Annotated in this window: 14 protein-coding genes; 4 read left to right on the forward strand and 10 right to left on the reverse strand. The window is 44.7% G+C overall.

The features are described 5' to 3' along the window. Positions 1–73: 73 nt before the first annotated feature. Entirely contained in the window at positions 74–865 is a 792-nt protein-coding gene (locus FD12_RS12895; protein WP_056983413.1) for a CPBP family intramembrane glutamic endopeptidase, read from the reverse strand. A gap of 414 nt (positions 866–1279) precedes the next feature. Beyond that, positions 1280–1468 carry a hypothetical protein gene (locus tag FD12_RS12900; RefSeq protein ID WP_054747509.1) on the reverse strand — a complete coding sequence of 63 codons (189 nt, stop codon included), beginning with the start codon at positions 1466–1468 and terminating at the stop codon, positions 1280–1282. A 312-nt stretch (positions 1469–1780) separates the two neighbouring features. Between FD12_RS12900 and FD12_RS12905 the strand changes: the two genes are divergently transcribed. The 3 genes from FD12_RS12905 (at position 1781) to FD12_RS12915 (ending at position 8266) form a co-directional block, all read left to right on the forward strand. Then, entirely contained in the window at positions 1781–4180 is a 2400-nt protein-coding gene (locus FD12_RS12905; RefSeq protein ID WP_056983414.1) for a phosphoketolase family protein, read from the forward strand. 447 nt (positions 4181–4627) lie between these two features. Next, the gene (locus FD12_RS12910; RefSeq protein WP_056983435.1) at positions 4628–5395 is read left to right on the forward strand and encodes a hypothetical protein; all 768 of its coding nucleotides are present in this window, start codon (positions 4628–4630) and stop codon (positions 5393–5395) included. A gap of 147 nt (positions 5396–5542) precedes the next feature. Beyond that, on the forward strand, positions 5543–8266 hold the full coding sequence (locus tag FD12_RS12915; RefSeq protein WP_056983415.1) for an HAD-IC family P-type ATPase: 2724 nt from the start codon (positions 5543–5545) through the stop codon (positions 8264–8266). Between the two features lie 83 nt (positions 8267–8349). Here the strand turns inward: FD12_RS12915 and FD12_RS12920 are convergent, their stop codons facing one another. Beyond that, positions 8350–9036, reverse strand: a complete 687-nt coding sequence (locus FD12_RS12920) for a type 1 glutamine amidotransferase domain-containing protein (RefSeq protein WP_054747507.1) — start codon at positions 9034–9036, stop codon at positions 8350–8352. Beyond that, positions 9033–9374: an ArsR/SmtB family transcription factor gene (locus tag FD12_RS12925; RefSeq protein ID WP_054747505.1), complete on the reverse strand. Its 342-nt coding sequence runs from the start codon at positions 9372–9374 to the stop codon at positions 9033–9035. The genes FD12_RS12920 and FD12_RS12925 overlap by 4 nt, the downstream gene beginning before the upstream one ends. 196 nt (positions 9375–9570) lie before the next feature. On the opposite strand from FD12_RS12925, the gene FD12_RS12930 reads away from it, so the two are divergent. Beyond that, positions 9571–10578, forward strand: coding sequence for an NADP-dependent oxidoreductase (locus FD12_RS12930; RefSeq protein WP_146986069.1), 1008 nt, complete (start codon positions 9571–9573; stop codon positions 10576–10578). Between the two features lie 59 nt (positions 10579–10637). Here FD12_RS12930 and FD12_RS12935 read toward each other — a convergent pair whose 3' ends face one another. The 6 genes from FD12_RS12935 to FD12_RS12960 form a co-directional block, all read right to left on the reverse strand. After that, positions 10638–12077: an MFS transporter gene (locus FD12_RS12935; protein ID WP_054747503.1), complete on the reverse strand. Its 1440-nt coding sequence runs from the start codon at positions 12075–12077 to the stop codon at positions 10638–10640. Between the two features lie 674 nt (positions 12078–12751). Continuing rightward, positions 12752–13081: a hypothetical protein gene (locus tag FD12_RS12940; RefSeq protein ID WP_056983416.1), complete on the reverse strand. Its 330-nt coding sequence runs from the start codon at positions 13079–13081 to the stop codon at positions 12752–12754. 65 nt (positions 13082–13146) lie between these two features. Beyond that, positions 13147–14217, reverse strand: a complete 1071-nt coding sequence (locus tag FD12_RS12945; protein WP_056983417.1) for an ABC transporter substrate-binding protein — start codon at positions 14215–14217, stop codon at positions 13147–13149. Further along, positions 14214–15035: an ABC transporter permease gene (locus tag FD12_RS12950; protein ID WP_056983418.1), complete on the reverse strand. Its 822-nt coding sequence runs from the start codon at positions 15033–15035 to the stop codon at positions 14214–14216. The genes FD12_RS12945 and FD12_RS12950 overlap by 4 nt, the downstream gene beginning before the upstream one ends. Then, the gene (locus FD12_RS12955; RefSeq protein ID WP_056983436.1) at positions 15035–15844 is read right to left on the reverse strand and encodes an ABC transporter permease; all 810 of its coding nucleotides are present in this window, start codon (positions 15842–15844) and stop codon (positions 15035–15037) included. Before FD12_RS12955 ends, FD12_RS12950 begins: the two co-directional genes overlap by 1 nt. A gap of 15 nt (positions 15845–15859) precedes the next feature. Further along, positions 15860–16948, reverse strand: coding sequence for an ABC transporter ATP-binding protein (locus tag FD12_RS12960; protein ID WP_056983419.1), 1089 nt, complete (start codon positions 16946–16948; stop codon positions 15860–15862). Positions 16949–17272: the final 324 nt, after the last annotated feature.

The following is a 17272-nucleotide window of genomic DNA, read 5'->3' on the forward strand; positions in this document are numbered from 1 at the left end:
GAGAGAAGAAAAACTTGTCGTCACAAGTTTTTCTACTCTCAGTTTAGGAGGTATGTTTCAGTCTCTTTTCGAATCATATTTGGTTTGGCATCTTTAGTTTTTTAATCGGTTGTGATCGATTTGCACTATGATCCAATGAAATCAGGAAAACAATCGTCACAATCAGCAATGCTCCCCACGAAGTGAAAAAGGAAAGCCAAGGCGTCGTATAGTCGCGGTTAGTGATATATGAAATTCCCATTTGCCAATCAAACAATGTATGGAGGAGCACCGGCCAAATCATTGAATTGGTAACTATTCGAACGCTGGCAAACATGACGCCGATTACAAAGGCATAAATGACTTGTTGGATCGTTGGGATTAATGGTTGGCCGGAAGCGAGGTTAATGAAGTGGAACAAACCAAAGCATATCGCTGAAGAACAGGCAGCAAACGTGTATTTTAATGTTGCGTTCTTGAAGATTTGCATGAACGTCGATAGCAACAATCCTCGGCTCAGAAATTCTTCGAAGAATCCAATTGATAATGCCATTAATGTGTCCGCAACGATCGTGTACGATTTGAAAATTTCATACACGTTTAGCATGACATGCTGTTTGACAAAAAATAGCACCAGAAATGCGATTATGAGTAAAACACCCCAAATTTTCGTGATGGTTGAATAGTTAATATGATCATTACGAACTTTAGTGGTCCTTAATATGTAATAGATAATGCCAGATGCGGCTAACGCATAGAGAAATCGTAATTCAGAATGGAGGAGTGGTGTCGCGTGATTCAAAGCACCATCCACACCAAGATACCCAAAATTGAGGATGATTACCCAAACAAATTGCATCGTGATACCGATTCGACTTTTGCGCATAAAATCGCCTCCTAAATTCGAATGATCTTATTATTGCCCCTTTGGATTGGATTTTCAATGGTTTTCACTAAGCGCGTGCAAATTAAAGATTGGGACGAAAGGCGATTTGATCCCAGAATTTAAGTGAAAAAAGTAATGCATTCTGGTTTTGGAATGCATTACTTTTTTTGCTTAAATGGCGGGGATCAGCCGTTTGTCGCAATTTTTATTAATATAAAAAGGGAAAGCCAAGTTGCATCTATAAACACTTTGCGGACTAATGTCCCAGCCCCTGGGTGAGGCCTCAATGGTTTTCAGAAATTATTATGGGGTTGAAAGTGGTCGAAAAGATTAGGAAATATTTGTTGAACATTTCCGCCAAGCGATAAGGGACTCCAAATTTCGGATGGCTTTACCGATCTTTCAAGTGTGAATTCAGAGATTAAGAGCGAAGTACAGGCAAAGCACAATGGCAACTATTACAAAAATAAAGAAAAAAATGTTCAGGAAGTGGCCAATCGGATTGTCATCGTTTAACCGTGCACCATAACCACTGCTTTTGGGTAATAGTAACGGAAACATCAAGCTTCTTCTGGTTTTAGACTTCTGATTATTTTTAACCATTTTAATCGCCTTCTATGGGGAACTGCTAAATTTGATCCTATAATACACCGTTAAAGTTTTCATAACAATTTTTTATTCAAATAAATTTTAGCGGAAAAAGCAAGATTAAATCTGTTTAAGAACCCGTTATATATGAATCTATTTATGCCAAATGCATTTGATATAAATTTTATTTATATCAAAATTAAATAACCAAATGCTTAAACCATTGAAATATCCACATATTGAGCATACAATGAATTTGTAATTTGAATTTGGACCGGTCCAATAATCAAATTGGTGTCTGCTTTGAAAATTCAGGAGGTTACGAATATGACAAACTTCGATTCTGACGAATACCTGCAAAAAGTCAACCGCTATTGGAATGCCGCCAACTACTTATCTGTTGGCCAGCTGTTCCTCCGTGACAATCCATTACTCAAACGCGACCTGGTTGCAGACGATGTTAAGATCAAGCCGATCGGCCACTGGGGCACGATTGCTTCCCAAAACTTTATGTATGCCCATTTAAACCGGATCATTAAGAAATATGATTTGAACATGTTCTACATTGAAGGCTCTGGTCATGGTGGCCAAGTCATGGTATCCAATTCTTACCTTGATGGCAGCTACAGTGAAATTTATCCTAAAATTGCCCAAAACGAAACCGGTCTTCAACGGTTGTTCAAACAATTCTCGTTCCCAGGTGGCGTTGCTTCTCATGCCGCTCCTGAAACTCCGGGTTCAATGCATGAGGGTGGTGAATTAGGCTACTCAATTGCTCATGGAACTGGTGCTATTCTTGACAATCCTGATGTGATTGCCGCCGTTGAAATTGGTGATGGGGAAGCTGAAACTGGTCCACTGGCTGCTTCTTGGTTCTCCAACAAGTTTATTAATCCAATTCATGATGGGGCAATTTTACCAATGCTGAATCTGAATGGGTTCAAAATTTCTAATCCAACCATTCTATCTCGAATGAGTGATGCTGATTTGACGAAGTATTTTGAAGGAATGGGTTGGAAACCACACTTTGTTGAGACCGACGGAAATCCGGCTGACTATGCCCGGGTTCACAAGGCAATGGCTAAGACGATGGATGAGATCGTTTCTGAAATCAAGCACATTCAAAAGCACGCTCGTGAGAATAATGACGATACCTTACCACAATGGCCAATGTTAGTTCTCCGGTCACCAAAAGGCTGGACAGGTCCTAAGTTTGATTTGGATGGCAACCCAATTGCCGGTTCGTTCCGTGCCCATCAAGTGCCGATTCCTGTGAGCGCTGGTCAAATGGATCACAAAGATTTGCTGATCAACTGGCTCAAATCATATCATCCAGAAGAACTGTTCAACAACAACGGTTCGATCAAAGCTGAAATTAAGGCAATGGCCCCTGAAGGCGATCACCGAATGGCCATGAACCCAATTGTCAACGGTGGCATTGACCCTAAGAAGTTAGATATGCCTGATCCAGCAGACTTCGCACTGAAAATTAACAAACCGGGTGACAAAGAAGCGCAGGATACCGAAGTCTTGTCGAATTTCTACACTGAGATTATGAAACGCAATGGCAACTCATTTAGAGCCTTTGGTCCCGATGAAACAAAATCCAACAAATTCTTCTCAATGTTGGATTATGGTAAGCGTCAATGGGAAGAACCGATTAAGAGCCCGAATGATGAAAATATGGCACCAGAAGGCCGAGTCATTGACTCACAGCTTTCAGAACACCAAGCTGAAGGCTGGCTTGAAGGCTATGTGCTGAGTGGCCGTCATGGATTCTTTGCTTCATATGAAGCATTTACCCGGGTCATTGATTCAATGCTGACCCAGCACTACAAGTGGCTCAGAAAAGCTTCTGAACAACCATGGCGTCATGATTATCCATCATTGAACATCATGAACGTTTCCCATGCTTTCCAGCAAGACCATAATGGGTATACCCACCAAGATCCTGGGATGCTCGGTCACTTAGCTGAAAAGGGTCATGAGTTAGTAAATGAATATGTCCCAGCCGACGCCAACTCATTGCTGGCAGTCATGAACACGGCTTTGCAGGCACGGGAGAAGATTAACCTGATCGTGGCTTCAAAGCACCCACGGCCACAATGGTTCTCAATGGATGAAGCCACCAAGCTGGTTAACGATGGTTTGGGGATCATTCCTTGGGCCTCAAATGATCAGGGTGATCCGGATGTGATCTTTGCGACTGCCGGAACTGAAGCAACAATGGAAAGCTTAGCTGCAATTGATATGCTGCACGACTCATTCCCTGAACTCAAAGTTCGTTTCATCAACGTTATTGATATCTTGAGATTGCGGCCAAACAATGAAGATCAAGATAGTCGGGGCCTGACGCAAGCCGAGTTTGATAAATACTTTACCACTGACAAACCGGTTATCTTTGCCTTCCACGGCTTTGAAAATACCTTCCGTGGCTTGGTTTACAACCGTCACAACCACAATATCAGCTTCCATGGTTATCGTGAAAATGGTGATATCACGACACCATTTGATATGCGGGTACTCAACGAACTTGACCGATACCACTTGGCCAAGGACGCGATTGCCAGAACCCAGTTTGCTTCCCAGGCCGCTGACTTTGAAGCCAAGATGGATCAGATGCTTCAAAAACATCATGATTACATCCGTGAATATGGGACAGATATTCCAGAAGTTCAAAACTGGAAATGGTCCGGTAACTTAACGAATAAACTCACCACTGAATAAAATGATTTCTTCTTCGATATAGATTGGGACAAGCGGCGATTTGATCCCAGAATTTAAGTGAAAAAAGTAATGCATTCTGGTTTTGGAATGCATTACTTTTTTTGCCTTAAATGGCCGGGATCAGCCGTTTGTCGCAAGTTTTATCAATATAGGAAGGGAAAGCCAAGTTGCATCTATAAACACTTTGCTGACTAATCTTAGATTGTTTTTTGGTTTAAATAGCTGGCTCAGCCATGGCAGCAAAGAACAATCGCGACCACGATGAAGGGAGTAAATCAAATTCAGAAAGCACCAAAGCGGATGATCAAATTCACTAAGATTGCCTATCCGCGAAGAAAGCAGAACGGTCGTTAGTTCCATGAATTAGGCGCAGAATATTCCCTTCTTTTCACGAAAAGGTTATCATCAAAGCAACCATTACTTTAACAGGGAGCCGGAGTGATTAACGTGGAATTAAAAGTCAAAATTTTGAAGGATCAAACAGAAATTGCATTACCTGATAATCAAGGCCGGATTGTGATTACCAGAAAGCTTGCGAGGAACAAGTCAGCAAACAGTGTGACCTTATCATTGAAAGCTGGCAAGCTCGTCGGTGTCCAGTCACAGGACAATGTTGACGCTGACCGAATCATCACAATCCAGGCTTCATGGGATTTGGAACCAGCTTATCTGGCGAAGCGTTTTGCTCAATATGCCGTTGAGCGGGGAACTTTCAAGGCAGATCCATTTGCGAACACTAAGATTCCGAGTAGTCAGTTGCCGACGATCAACGCTTTTCGAGATCTGATTTTGACAATTTTAGCGGGATTGGGTTTTGAGTTGTTTGCTACTTCCAAAAAGACGCCTAAAGGTAAACCGCGACACCGCTGGACTAAGAAGGTCAGCCAGGTTGCTTTTAAAGTTGATTATGATGGCAGTCGGGCAACTGTTTATTGGCGAAAGCGCAATGAGATGCTGCTGAAGGCAGGGGCGGTCATGAAGCCCGAGCCGGAATTAAACAAAGACGGCTCGCTGGGATTTGCAGCCAAATTTGCAGAGCGCTTGCGATCCGAGCATTCAGATGCGGTTGCTGATTTTGTCACGACCAAGGATATTATCTTAAAAAGTGTCAATGAAGTTGGCCTGTTTCTGTATTTTGGCGGCACCAACAGCTGGCTTGTGTTGAGGGATGAGGATGGCAAGTCGATTGAGGCGTGGACGATTGTGAAAAATTGAGAGTTGTCAGCACCATTGGGTCGTTGGATTGCGTCCATTTAATCCGAAATGAACTTAAAAGATTTTTATCTACCACCTTGTACCCCGGATATATTATAATATTATTAACAATAAACTTATTTTCAGAAAAGAAAGGTGATACATTTAATGGCAGACAATATGAACGAGGTTCCTCCCGATCAGAAGTTGTGGCAAGAGTCGACCGAAGAATTGGCGGCAAAGTACCATACCGACCCAGAGAATGGGATTAGTGAACAAGAAGCTGGTAAGCGGCTGGCTCAAGATGGCTATAACGAGTTAACCGCCAAGAAGAAAAGCAAATTAGTCCAGTTCCTGCTGCAATTTAACAACAGTATCATTTATATTTTGATTGCGGCTGCGGTGATCACGCTGTTCATGCATCATTACTCTGATTCTGCGGTTATCGGGATCGTTATTATTGCTAACGCATTTATTGGTTTCTTCCAGGAAATGCAAGCAGACAATGCATTGAGTAAAATTAAGGAATTACTGGTTAGCCAGAACTATGTGATTCGAGATGGGCACAAGATTGAAGTGCCTGCCAGAGAATTGGTTGTGGGTGATCTGGTTAATTTGGAAGCCGGAGACGCGGTGCCCGCTGATATGCGGCTGATTTCCGCCGACAACATGCGAATTCAAGAGTCCACCCTAACTGGGGAAAGTAATTCGGTGGAAAAGACCGAGGATCCATTGGCTGCCGATTCGATTCCGTTGGCTGAACGGTCCAACATGGCCTATGCCTCAACGGCGGTAACCCAGGGATCTGGATTTGGAATCGTGACGGCGACTGCCGAGGATACGCAAATTGGTCAAATTCAACAGAGTGTGTCTGACGTGAAAGCCCAAGTGACCCCATTGATGAAGAACTTAAATCGACTGGGCGTTAACTTATCACTATTAATCGTCGCAATCGCGTTCATCCTATTTTTCCTTGGCCTCTACACAAAAATTTACACCTTGCCGGTCCTCACCATTGCGATCATTACGATGGTCGTTGGGTCGATTCCTGAGGGACTGCCTGCCTCGACTTCGGTTGTCCTGGCGCGTGGCGTTCAAGTGATGACCAAACGTGGGGCCATTGTCAAAACCCTGCCAGCGGTTGAAACCCTCGGAGCTGTTGATATTGTTAACACTGACAAGACCGGAACCCTGACGAAAAATGAAATGACCGTCACGGATGTCATCACGGACAATCACCATTATCAAGTGACTGGAATTGGGTTCGTGAACAATGATAAAGGGGTTTCAGGCGATGTCTTGCTGGATGGTCAAAAAGCCGACTGGCAGCATGATCAAGATTTTAAAAAGTTGGTTGAAATTGCCGGCACCACTACCGACGCTGAACTGGTCCAAACCGACGGGCAATGGCAGCTTAATGGTGAACCAACCGATGGCGCGTTGACGACTTTGTTCCATAAACTGATCGGCCGCGAACCAGAGGTTGATGAGCTGGACACCTTACCATTTGACTCCGCCTATCGTTACAGTGCCCGCTTAATTAAGGAAGCCGGCCACAACGAATTGATGGTTAAGGGCGCTCCTGGTACAATTTTTGATATGGTCAAGCAAAGTGATCCCAACTTTGATAGCGACACTTGGTATCAACGGGTCGCTAAATTAACCGAACAGGGCTTGCGAGTCGTTGCGTTGGGTTCTAAAACGGTGCCCGCTGACAAAGAAGAAATTGACCAAGCACGCATTTCTCAAGGAATTCAGTTGAGTGGGTTGGTTGGCATTATTGACCCACCCCGTGAAGAGGTGATTCCGGCTATTCAAAGCCTCCGCCGAGCTGGGGTTAAGGTCAATATGATCACCGGAGATCATCCAGATACAGCCACGGCAATTGCGAGAAAGCTTGATCTTGATGAGAGTATTCACGCGATTACCGGTCCAGAAATTGATGAGATGAGCGATGAAGACCTGATTAGGAAAATTGGCCGTTATAATGTTTTCGCCAGAACCACCCCCGCTAATAAACTGCGGATTGTGAAGGCCCAACAGGCTAATGCGAAGATCGTTGCCATGACTGGGGATGGTGTGAATGATGCGGCCGCCTTGAAGCAGGCCAACATCGGCATTGCGATGGGGATTAAAGGAACGGCCGTCGCCAAAGAAGCCGCCGATATGGTGCTGGTTAACGACAGTTTTACCACAATTGTCGATGCGGTAGCGGAAGGCCGTCACGTGTTTGACAATATTCAAAAGACCATTCGGTTCCTATTGCCAACGAGTTTTGCGGAAGGCCTGGTTGTCTTAATCAGTATGATTATTGGCCAAGAATTGCCGCTTTACCCAACTCAATTGCTTTGGATCAACACGGTTTCGGCATTGACAATTCAGTTTGCCTTTATCTTTGAGCCAGCTGAAGAATCAATCATGATTCGAGGGCCTCGGGATGTTCGGAAGGGAATCCTAGGGAAAATGGACGTGTTTGAAATTGTCTACGTTTCCGTGCTGATCGCTGGCCTGGGGATCTTCACCTTCGATCGGTTCGTGGATGCTGGAATCTTGAACGTGGTTCTGGGCAGTACCATGGCAGTTAATATCATCATCTTCGGTAAGATTTTCTACTTGTTCAACATTCGAAACTCTTATCCGATTATTTCTAAACATTTCTTTGAGAATAAAATGGCATTTATCATCATCGGAATTCTGCTTGCTTTACAGGCAGCGATGATCTACATTCCATTTATGCAAGGCGTTTTCCATACTGGCAACGTCAGCTTCTTCTACGGCTGGGTTGTCCCAACCATCGCTGGCTTCATTGTGCTGGTGGTTACGGAAATCATCAAGCTGCTGCGGATTCAGTATCGAAAGCAGAAGGGCCAAGCAACTAAACTAAAGAGCTAATCCTATAAAAATGTGGGACTAAGAGCAGTGACTTCCTTGATTTATCGGAAGCTGGCTACTTTTAGTCCCACTATTTGTTTCGGTTATTGATTGACTTGGAGATTTTGGATTAATCGGGTGGCAACTGCCGTGGCGGAGAAGGGATTTTGGCCAGTGATCAGTTGGCCGTCTTGAACCGCAAACTCGCTGTAAAAGCGTTTTTGGCGCCAGTGACCACCACGTTTTTCAACTTCTGGTTTATTTAAAAATGGGACGACTGAGCGTTTAGCTGCGATTGCTTCTTCGGTCGCCGTAAAACCGGTGATGGTCTTGTTGGCGATCAGGTAGTCGCCGTTGCTGTCTTTAATATTCAATAGTCCAGCAACGCCGTGGCAGACTGACGTCACGAAGCCGTTATTTTGATAAATCGTGAGGGCAATTCGTTGAAGCTTTGGATTGTCAGGGAAGTCCCACATTACGCCGTGACCACCAGTGTAATAAATGGCGGTATAATTGGCAGCATTGACTTGATCGGGATTCAGCGAATTACTGAGAGCCCGGCGTTGAAAGTCGTCTGTTTCGTAAACTTTCATAATTTCTTGATTCGTGTATTTCATGCTGCGTGGATCCAGCGGCACAAAACCGCCTTTTGGACTAACGTAATCAACTTGAATTCCCGCGGCTTGCATCACCGCGACAAATTCAGCTGCTTCACCCAACCAAAGTCCGGTTGGATCATCAGTTCCGTGATAGTGGTTGACATTGGTTAAAACGATCAGAACTTTCTTCATTTGGTTTCTCTCCCTGAGGTTTCAATGATTGCAGTAACGTGATCCAGTAACTGTTTTAAAGCGGTGATTTCTTTAATATCGTGTGATAGATAGTAATAATTTTTCGTACCCTCACTTCTTGATTTGATGAGATGGGCTTGTTTTAAAATTTTTAAGTGGTGAGAAACGGCTGGCCGGGACAATTCAGTGACCGCCGTTAAATCGGTCACGCGTAATCCATGGCAGGCATTTTCCGCCAGTAATGCAATGATGATTGCCTGGCGCTTTTCATCACCGAGGGCAACCAAGAAATCACTTAAGTCTGTAAATTCTGTTTTGAGTTGGGTTAAATCCGCCATTTTGTTGATCAGACCTTCCGTTTATATTTTTAAACCATTAAACCATCTGAACTTGAACCTGTCAAATGATTGGTTCAGACGATATGGTTGACGGAATTGAGTTGAGCAGTTATGATTCAAGTCAGCAATCGTTTAAAAATTTAAACCAAACAACTGAGATGAATTTATGGGAGTAAAGTTGATTATGAAACAGCAGATGAAAGCAGCGTTAATTCGTAAATATGGTCAAGATCAGCTGGAGATGATTACTGTGCCGATGCCGCAATTAGGGGATCAAGACGTGTTAGTCAAAATCCACGCTGCCAGCATTAACCCGATTGACCTGAAAACTAAGGATGGCAATTTAAAAATGCTGCTGAAGTATCATTTGCCGCTCATTCTTGGGAGTGATTTTGCAGGCACCATTGAACAGGTTGGCGTAAAAGTGACTCGCTTTAAAGTTGGTGATCAAGTTTATGGTCGGGTTCAAAAGAATCGAATCGGCACTTTCGCGGAATGGATTGCGGTGAGTCAAGCCGATATTGCCCGCAAGCCGGCTAACTTAACCTTTGAGCAGGCTGCAGCGATTCCACTAGTTGGCTTGACGAGTTATCAGGCCTTATTTGATGTGATGAAAATTAAGCGTGGCGACAAGCTATTGATTCAGGCTGGTTCTGGCGGAATTGGCACAATTGCCATTCAACTCGCCAAATTAGCCGGGGCCTATGTGGCAACGACAACGAGTTCCAAAAATGCCGCCTTTGTTAAGCAGCTAGGGGCTGATGAAGTGATTGACTATCACAAAGTTCGTTTTGATGAAGTCTTGAGCGATTATGACGACGTCTTTGACACGCTTGGCGGTAAACAATTGGAGCGGGCATTTTCGATCGTTAAGCCCGGTGGCAAAGTGGTTTCACTATCAGGTTTGCCAAACGGGGCGTTCGCCAAGAGTTACGGCTTGCCAAAGTGGAAGCTGTGGTTGTTTAAGTTGGCAACTGTTAATCTCTCACGGCTAGAGAAAAAGAGTGGGATAGCTTATCATTTCTTGTTCATGAAACCCAGTGGTAGTCAGCTAGCCATCCTAACGAAGCTGATCGAACAAGAAAAGATCCGACCAATTATTGACCGAATCTTCGAATTTGACGATATTCAAGCGGCGTTCAATTATTCCCAATCCCATCGGGCGAGGGGAAAAATCGTTGTGCAGATGATTGCTGATAAATAGCCTCGGGCCAACCGAAAAATGAGTTGAGTGCCATCCTTTAGTTTAGACTAAAAGTTGGATTATTTCATATCTTCCGGTTTGACATTGCGGCCTTGCAGAATTGATAGGATTAAAGCCCCAATAATGATCAAGAGGGAAATGGCGAAGGCCACGTGCATGCCAAAAATGAACGTTTCCGGCTGTTTTGGCAGATAAGTGGTGACATGGAAGCCGGCTTTGATGCTCATCCCGACAAACAGCGCGGTCGTTGACAGGGCAGTCCCAGAAATCATCCCAATATTTCGGGCCAAGGCGTTTAAACTACCAGCACTGCCCAGAGAATTCTTGGGGACCACCGACATGACAATGTCGCTGTTTGGTGACTGGAAAAGCCCGGTCCCGGTTGCCATGACAATTGTGATGGCAACGTAAACCCAGATGGGACTGGTCAGGGTCAGGAAAATATATAACGTTTGGGCGATAGCGACGATCAATAAGCCAGCTGAGGCAACGGTTGCCGGTGAAAATTTATCAGCCAACCAACCACCCAGCGGGCCGGCAAACACCATTACAACTGGGAAAATAATCAGGAGGGCGCCGGCTTGACCAGCCGTCAATTGGCGCGCGTCTTCAAGGTAAAATGGCACGATGACGACCGTAAAGAAATTAGAGAGAAAAATAAGAATGGCTGCCCCAAGACCGTACGTGAATGGCTTGATTTTAAACAACGTGAGGGGCATCAAGGGATTAGCTGCGTGTTTTTCAGTGCGGTAAAAGCCATAGAGCGTGATAAGTGCGATTGCAAATAAGATCAGTGGGATTGGGGCGGCATAACCAATTTCTTGGCCGATGAAGACTCCGAGAAAGAGGCTAACGATCAAGATCGCAAAATTCATGAACCCCAACCAATCAATACTTCCGGGAGTGGTTTGAAAGTTCTTGGGCATCACAATGGCTCCGAGAATCACGGCAAAGATCCCAAATGGCAAGTTGACCCAAAAAATATAGCCCCAGGAAAGCCGGGAAAGAATTAAGCCGCCAAGGCCAGGACCGGCAATCGCCCCCAAAGCAACGAATGTTCCCACAAACCCCATTGCCCGGCCTCGTTCTTTGACTCCAAACGTTGAAGTGGTAATCCCATATGTGTTCGACAGGGTCATCGCGGCGCCAGTGCCTTGGATCACTCGGCCCACTAATAAGAAGGGAAAGTTAATCTGAAGCCCAGATAGGAAAGATCCCAATAAAAAGACGATCGTTCCAATTCGAAAGACTTTTACCTTGCCATAAATGTCACCCAGTTTGCCAAAGAATAACAGCAGGGCAGTCAGCACAATCAGATATGAAGAAACGACCCATTCAATTTCATTCATTGGCACGCTGAGCTGTTTGGCCATCAACGGCATGGCAATGTTTACGATGCTGGAATCCAAATTGGACATGAAGGCGAAGGTACCAATCGAAACTAGAATCCACCAGCCGTTTTTTTGCGTTTCTGATTTTGGTGCGGGGGTGTTGTTCATCGAAAACCCCTCCTTTCACTTGTTTAATGATTGAGTCCATTATGAAACAAAACTTGTGAAAAGAGAGAAAATTTGCTTGTGGCCGTTGGGTAGGCGGCAATCAAAGCAACTGGGGGAATTTTTACAGAAAAGAATGGCACCAATGATGGGGAATCTCATCACTGATGCCATTATTGGGTGGATTGGTTGGTTTTGCTTTTAAACGTGTTCCACCAAGCAGGAATCTCCATGTAAGCACCTGCCCGAAAAATTCCAAGACCAGGAATTTTCTCGTCCAGGCGACTTACACTCCGATTCCTAAGCGCTTGGCTTCACACTCTAAACGTGTTCCGACGACCCTGACGCTTACTTCTAAACCATCTTGGATTCAAATCCAAAACCGGGATTTCAACCCAAGACGGTTTAGAAACCGCGTCACCCAGGTCTTGTCACACTCTAATCTAAACGTGCTCATCCAAGCAGGAATCTCCCTATAAGCACTTTAGCCACAAATCCAAAACCGGGATTTCCGGCTAAAGCGACTTATAGTCCGATTCCTAACCGCTTGGTTTCACACTCTAAACGTGTTCCGACGACCCTGACGCTTACTTCTAAACCATCTTGGATTCAAATCCAAAACCGGGATTTCAACCCAAGATGGTTTAGAAACCGCGTCACCCAGGTCTCGTCACACTCTAATCTGTTCTCCACGTTTCAAAGAACTGCACATTTTTACCCAGGTAATCCATGGCGTCCTTTGCCAATTGATCTGCCTGCTTTTTGGCTTCCTCTTCGTCCAAATTGTAATAGTCGCGCAAGAAGCCTTCGCCGATATTATGGAACTTATTCTTGCGGCCGAAGCCATTATCCTTGAACAAGTCATCCATCTTAGTTAAGTCATCCTTTGCGGTGTCATAAACTAATTGAGAAAGATTCTTGTTGGGATCCAAGAGGGTTGCCGCGTATGTCACGATAAATTCATCCATATCGAGCATAATTTCTTTTTTCATGTTTTTCTTTGCCATTATTATTTTTCACCTCATCATTTAGTTTAATGCATTTGGACCGTTATGACCAATCTTACTTTTGATTAATGGTGCATCTTAAACTCCAGGTACAAATCATTATACTGTTGCACCTTCGTTGGGCTCAGGTTGCGGTAAACCTGCAAGCGGTCCAAAACTTTCTGTGGTGGGTAAAATTGTTTGTCGTTTCGAACGGACTTTGGTAACAACTTCAACGCTTGATTGTTAGGGGTTGAGTAGCCGATATATTTTGCGTTTTGAGCCGCGTTTTCTGGCTTGTTCATGAAATTTAAGAACGCGTAAATGGCTTTGAAATGTTTGGCGGTCTTTGGAATGACTAAATTATCGAACCACATGTTGCTGCCCTCGGTTGGGACAACATAGTGCAAGTGAGAATTTTGTGACATCATTTCGGATGCCTCACCAGACCAGTCAACTGCAACTGGGGCTTCACCTTCCGCCATATACATTTTGATTTCATCGGCGACGACGGCTTTCACATTTGGCGATAAGCGGTTGAGCTTATTTCTGGCCGCCAGCAAATTTGCTGTCTTTGTCGTGTTGACGGATTTACCCAACGAAATCAGTGAGAAGCCCATGATATCCCGGGCTGAATCAATGAGCATGATGCCGTCCTTATATCGAGGGCGCCACAATTGATTCCAATGTTCCAGCGAACCGGGCTTGACGTCTTGATCGTTATAAATGATTCCCAAGGTTCCCCAGAAATAAGGGATTGAGTAGCGATTGCCAGGGTCAAAGCTCTTATTCATGAATGAAGAGCCATAATTTTGCATGCCGGTTAGTTTGGACTTATCCAGTGGAATGAGCATATGATCGGCTTTCATTTTCTGGACCATGTAGTCACTGGGAACGGTCAAATCATAGCTGGTGCCACCTTGTTTAATCTTGGTATACATGGCCTCATTACTATCAAATGTTTCGACATTGACGTGGTAGCCGGTTTCTTTCTGGAATTTCGTCAACAGGGTTGGGTCGATATAATCGCCCCAATTGTACAGGTTGAGTACCTTGCTTCCAGAATCACCGGTCGATTTGGTGAGCTCATGGCTGCCATATCCCAGTCCAGCACAGAGAACTAGAATTGTGATGATCGTAATGACAAATTTTTTCATCGATCAGGCACCTCCACTCTGTCCAACTTGCGGCCACTGGAAAGGTTGTGGTTTTCGATCAGATAATAAATGCCAACTAAAACCAACGAGAAGACAAACATGATGCCAGCTAATGCATTAATTTCCAAACTGATCCCTTGGCGAGCTCGGGAGTAAATCTCAACTGACAACGTGGTAAAGCCGTTACCTGTAACAAAGAAAGTAACCGCAAAATCGTCTAGCGAGTAGGTGATCGCCATGAAAAAGCCGGCAATGATCCCAGGTTGGATAAATGGCAAGACGATTTTGCTTAGGATTTGAGCTGAAGTGGCCCCTAAATCCATTGCGGCATTAATCAGGGATGGACTCATCTCGTCCAGTCGTGGCAAAACCATTAACAGGACAATTGGAATTTCGAAGGCGATATGGCTTAGTAGGACTGACCAAAAGCCAAGTGGTAATTTCAACGCCGTGAAAAAGATCAGGAAGCTGGCACCGATAATCACATCAGGTGATACCAGCAGGATGCTGTTTAACGACAACAAGGTTTCCCGTTGATGGCGGCGCTTGGTGTTATGAACGGCGATAGCGCCCATGGTCCCGATAATGGTTGAAAATAACGAAGACAATAAGGCAATCAAAATGGTATCCAGAAAAATGGCTAACATACGTTTATCGGCAAACAACTCGCCATAGTGGCTCAACGTGAAGCCATCGAAATTAGCCATTGTGGTGCCTTTACTAAAGGAATAAATAATCAGATAGAAGATTGGCATGTACATCAGTAAAAACACGAAAATAATGTAGAATTTGCCGAGCTTTGAGGCGCGATTATCCATCATGACCGCCTCCCTTTACGTTTGGTATTGGTGAACAGCATGACAACCACCATCGAAATGATCAAGACGACCCCAATCGTTGAGCCCATTCCCCAATTCATGGTCGTGAGGAAATGTTCCTCAACCGCAGTTCCCAGTGTGATGATTTTATTACCACCGATTAATCTGGAAAGCATGAAGAGTGATAGTGAAGGGATGAAGACAATTTGAATGCCGGATTTAATGCCGGGCATGGTCATCGGGATGATGATTTTGGTTAACGTCTGCCACTTGGTCGCGCCCAGGTCACTGCTGGCGCGAATGTACGAGTCGCTGATGTCAGTCATTGAATTATAGATTGGCAAGATCATGAACGGAATCTGAATGTAGGCAGCGACCAAAATGAAGCTGGTGTCCGTGAAGAGCATTTGCTGGGCGGGAATTCCGAAAAATTCAAATAAGTTGTTGACCAAACCGTCCCGGCTCAGCAGGCCAATGAAGGCATATGCCTTGAGCAGCAGGTTGATCCACGTTGGCAAAATGACCAACAGAATCCATAAATCCCGGTGTTTAAGCTTACTGATGACCAGGGCCATTGGGTAACTGATTAGGATCGAAATGACCGTGATCAAAAATGCGTACAGCACGGAATTGGCAGTCATTGTCAGATAAGTCCCAGATTCAAAGAACACGCGATAATTGGAGAGAGTGAACTGATGGTGAATATCAAAGAATGAATAATAGATAATTAGGGCAACCGGCGCGATCACAAACATCGCCAGCCACAGAATGTATGGGGTGTAAAAAAGACCTTTAAAACTTTTCTTCATCGCCATTGCCACCCCCTAATCTTCATAACTTTCAAGCCGGCTGTTAAATTTGGCTTCCGACTCATTGTAACGCATGATGTGCATGTCGTTTGGCCCGAACGTGAGGCCAACGATTGAGTCATCTTTGGTGGCATTGGTTGAATGAATCAGCCATTCATTGCCTTGTTCATCGTAGGCGAGAATTTCGTAGTAGTCACCGCGGAAAAGCTGCGTGTCGACTTTGACCTGCAGCTTGCCCTTTTCGGGGGTTGTGATGACTAAATCTTCCGGTCGAATCACAACTTCAACGGGTTCGTTTGGCCGCATTCCGGCATCTGAACATTCAAATTGATGACCAAGAAAGGCGACTTGGAAGTCGGCGACCATTTTGCCGGGGATAATATTGCTTTCCCCGATGAAATCAGCGACAAAGTGATTGATGGGTTCATCGTAGATATCGACGGGATCCCCTTTTTGAAGGATTTCGCCCTTGTTCATCACGAAGATTTCATCACTCATTGCTAGGGCCTCTTCTTGGTCGTGGGTGACAAACAGGAACGTAATCCCAAGCTGCTGCTGGAGTTCCCGCAGTTCGTACTGCATGTCCTTTCGCAGTTTGGCGTCTAAGGCCGATAACGGCTCGTCTAACAGCAAGACTTTAGGTCGGTTAACAATTGCCCGAGCAATCGCAATTCGCTGCTGCTGGCCACCTGAGAGCTCTGAAATTTCCCGGTTGGCGTACTTTTCCAGCTGGACCATCTTAAGCGCGTCATGAACGCGTTGTTCGACTTCGTCTTTTTTGATGTTGTGAACGACTAACCCGAAAGCAACGTTTTCAAACACGTTCATGTTTGGAAATAGGGCGTAATCTTGGAATACTGTGTTTAATTGGCGTTTATTAGCTGGAATATCATTAATTCGTTTGCCGTCGAAGAGAACTTCGCCGGAAGTGACTTCGGTAAAGCCGGCAATTGACTGTAAGATGGTGGTCTTCCCACAACCGGAAGGCCCCAAAAGGGTGTAAAATTCCCCCTGATTTAATTTGAAACTAATGTCTTTGAGAGCTGTAAAGCCGTCGTCATAGGTTTTGTAAACGTCTTTTAGTTCAACAATGGTTTTACTCAATGTTTTCCTCCTAAAAATAAGTGAGCGAAGTAAAGCGGTTAGAAACTGGAACCTAAGTCTCCTTTGCCAGAAATCCCCGATTTTGGGATTTTTGGTAAAGGTGCTTAGGTGGAAGTTTCTGCTTTACGCAGCTGTCCTAAAACTAGTGAGCGAAGTAAAGCGGTTAGAAACTGGAGCCTAAGTCTCCTTCTGCGGAAATCCCTGGTTTTGGGATTTTTGCAGAAGGTGCTTAGGTGGAAGTTTCTGCTTTACGCAGCTGTCCTAATACAAGTGAGCGGATCCAAGCGGTTAGAGATCGGAGTGTAAGTCTCCTCGAACGGAAAT

The sequence above is a fragment of the Lentilactobacillus rapi DSM 19907 = JCM 15042 genome (assembly GCF_001436255.1).
GTDB classification, from domain to species: Bacteria; Bacillota; Bacilli; order Lactobacillales; family Lactobacillaceae; genus Lentilactobacillus; species Lentilactobacillus rapi.

What these genes read in the sequence shown, in the direction of transcription:
- FD12_RS12895 (WP_056983413.1), bottom strand. Translation starts at nt 865, where the DNA reads ATGCGCAAAAGTCGAATCGGTATCACGATGCAATTTGTTTGGGTAATC.
- FD12_RS12900 (WP_054747509.1), bottom strand. Translation starts at nt 1,468, where the DNA reads ATGGTTAAAAATAATCAGAAGTCTAAAACCAGAAGAAGCTTGATGTTT.
- FD12_RS12905 (WP_056983414.1), top strand. Translation starts at nt 1,781, where the DNA reads ATGACAAACTTCGATTCTGACGAATACCTGCAAAAAGTCAACCGCTAT.
- FD12_RS12915 (WP_056983415.1), top strand. Translation starts at nt 5,543, where the DNA reads ATGGCAGACAATATGAACGAGGTTCCTCCCGATCAGAAGTTGTGGCAA.
- FD12_RS12920 (WP_054747507.1), bottom strand. Translation starts at nt 9,036, where the DNA reads ATGAAGAAAGTTCTGATCGTTTTAACCAATGTCAACCACTATCACGGA.
- FD12_RS12925 (WP_054747505.1), bottom strand. Translation starts at nt 9,374, where the DNA reads ATGGCGGATTTAACCCAACTCAAAACAGAATTTACAGACTTAAGTGAT.
- FD12_RS12930 (WP_146986069.1), top strand. Translation starts at nt 9,571, where the DNA reads ATGAAAGCAGCGTTAATTCGTAAATATGGTCAAGATCAGCTGGAGATG.
- FD12_RS12935 (WP_054747503.1), bottom strand. Translation starts at nt 12,077, where the DNA reads ATGAACAACACCCCCGCACCAAAATCAGAAACGCAAAAAAACGGCTGG.
- FD12_RS12940 (WP_056983416.1), bottom strand. Translation starts at nt 13,081, where the DNA reads ATGGCAAAGAAAAACATGAAAAAAGAAATTATGCTCGATATGGATGAA.
- FD12_RS12945 (WP_056983417.1), bottom strand. Translation starts at nt 14,217, where the DNA reads ATGAAAAAATTTGTCATTACGATCATCACAATTCTAGTTCTCTGTGCT.
- FD12_RS12950 (WP_056983418.1), bottom strand. Translation starts at nt 15,035, where the DNA reads ATGGATAATCGCGCCTCAAAGCTCGGCAAATTCTACATTATTTTCGTG.
- FD12_RS12955 (WP_056983436.1), bottom strand. Translation starts at nt 15,844, where the DNA reads ATGAAGAAAAGTTTTAAAGGTCTTTTTTACACCCCATACATTCTGTGG.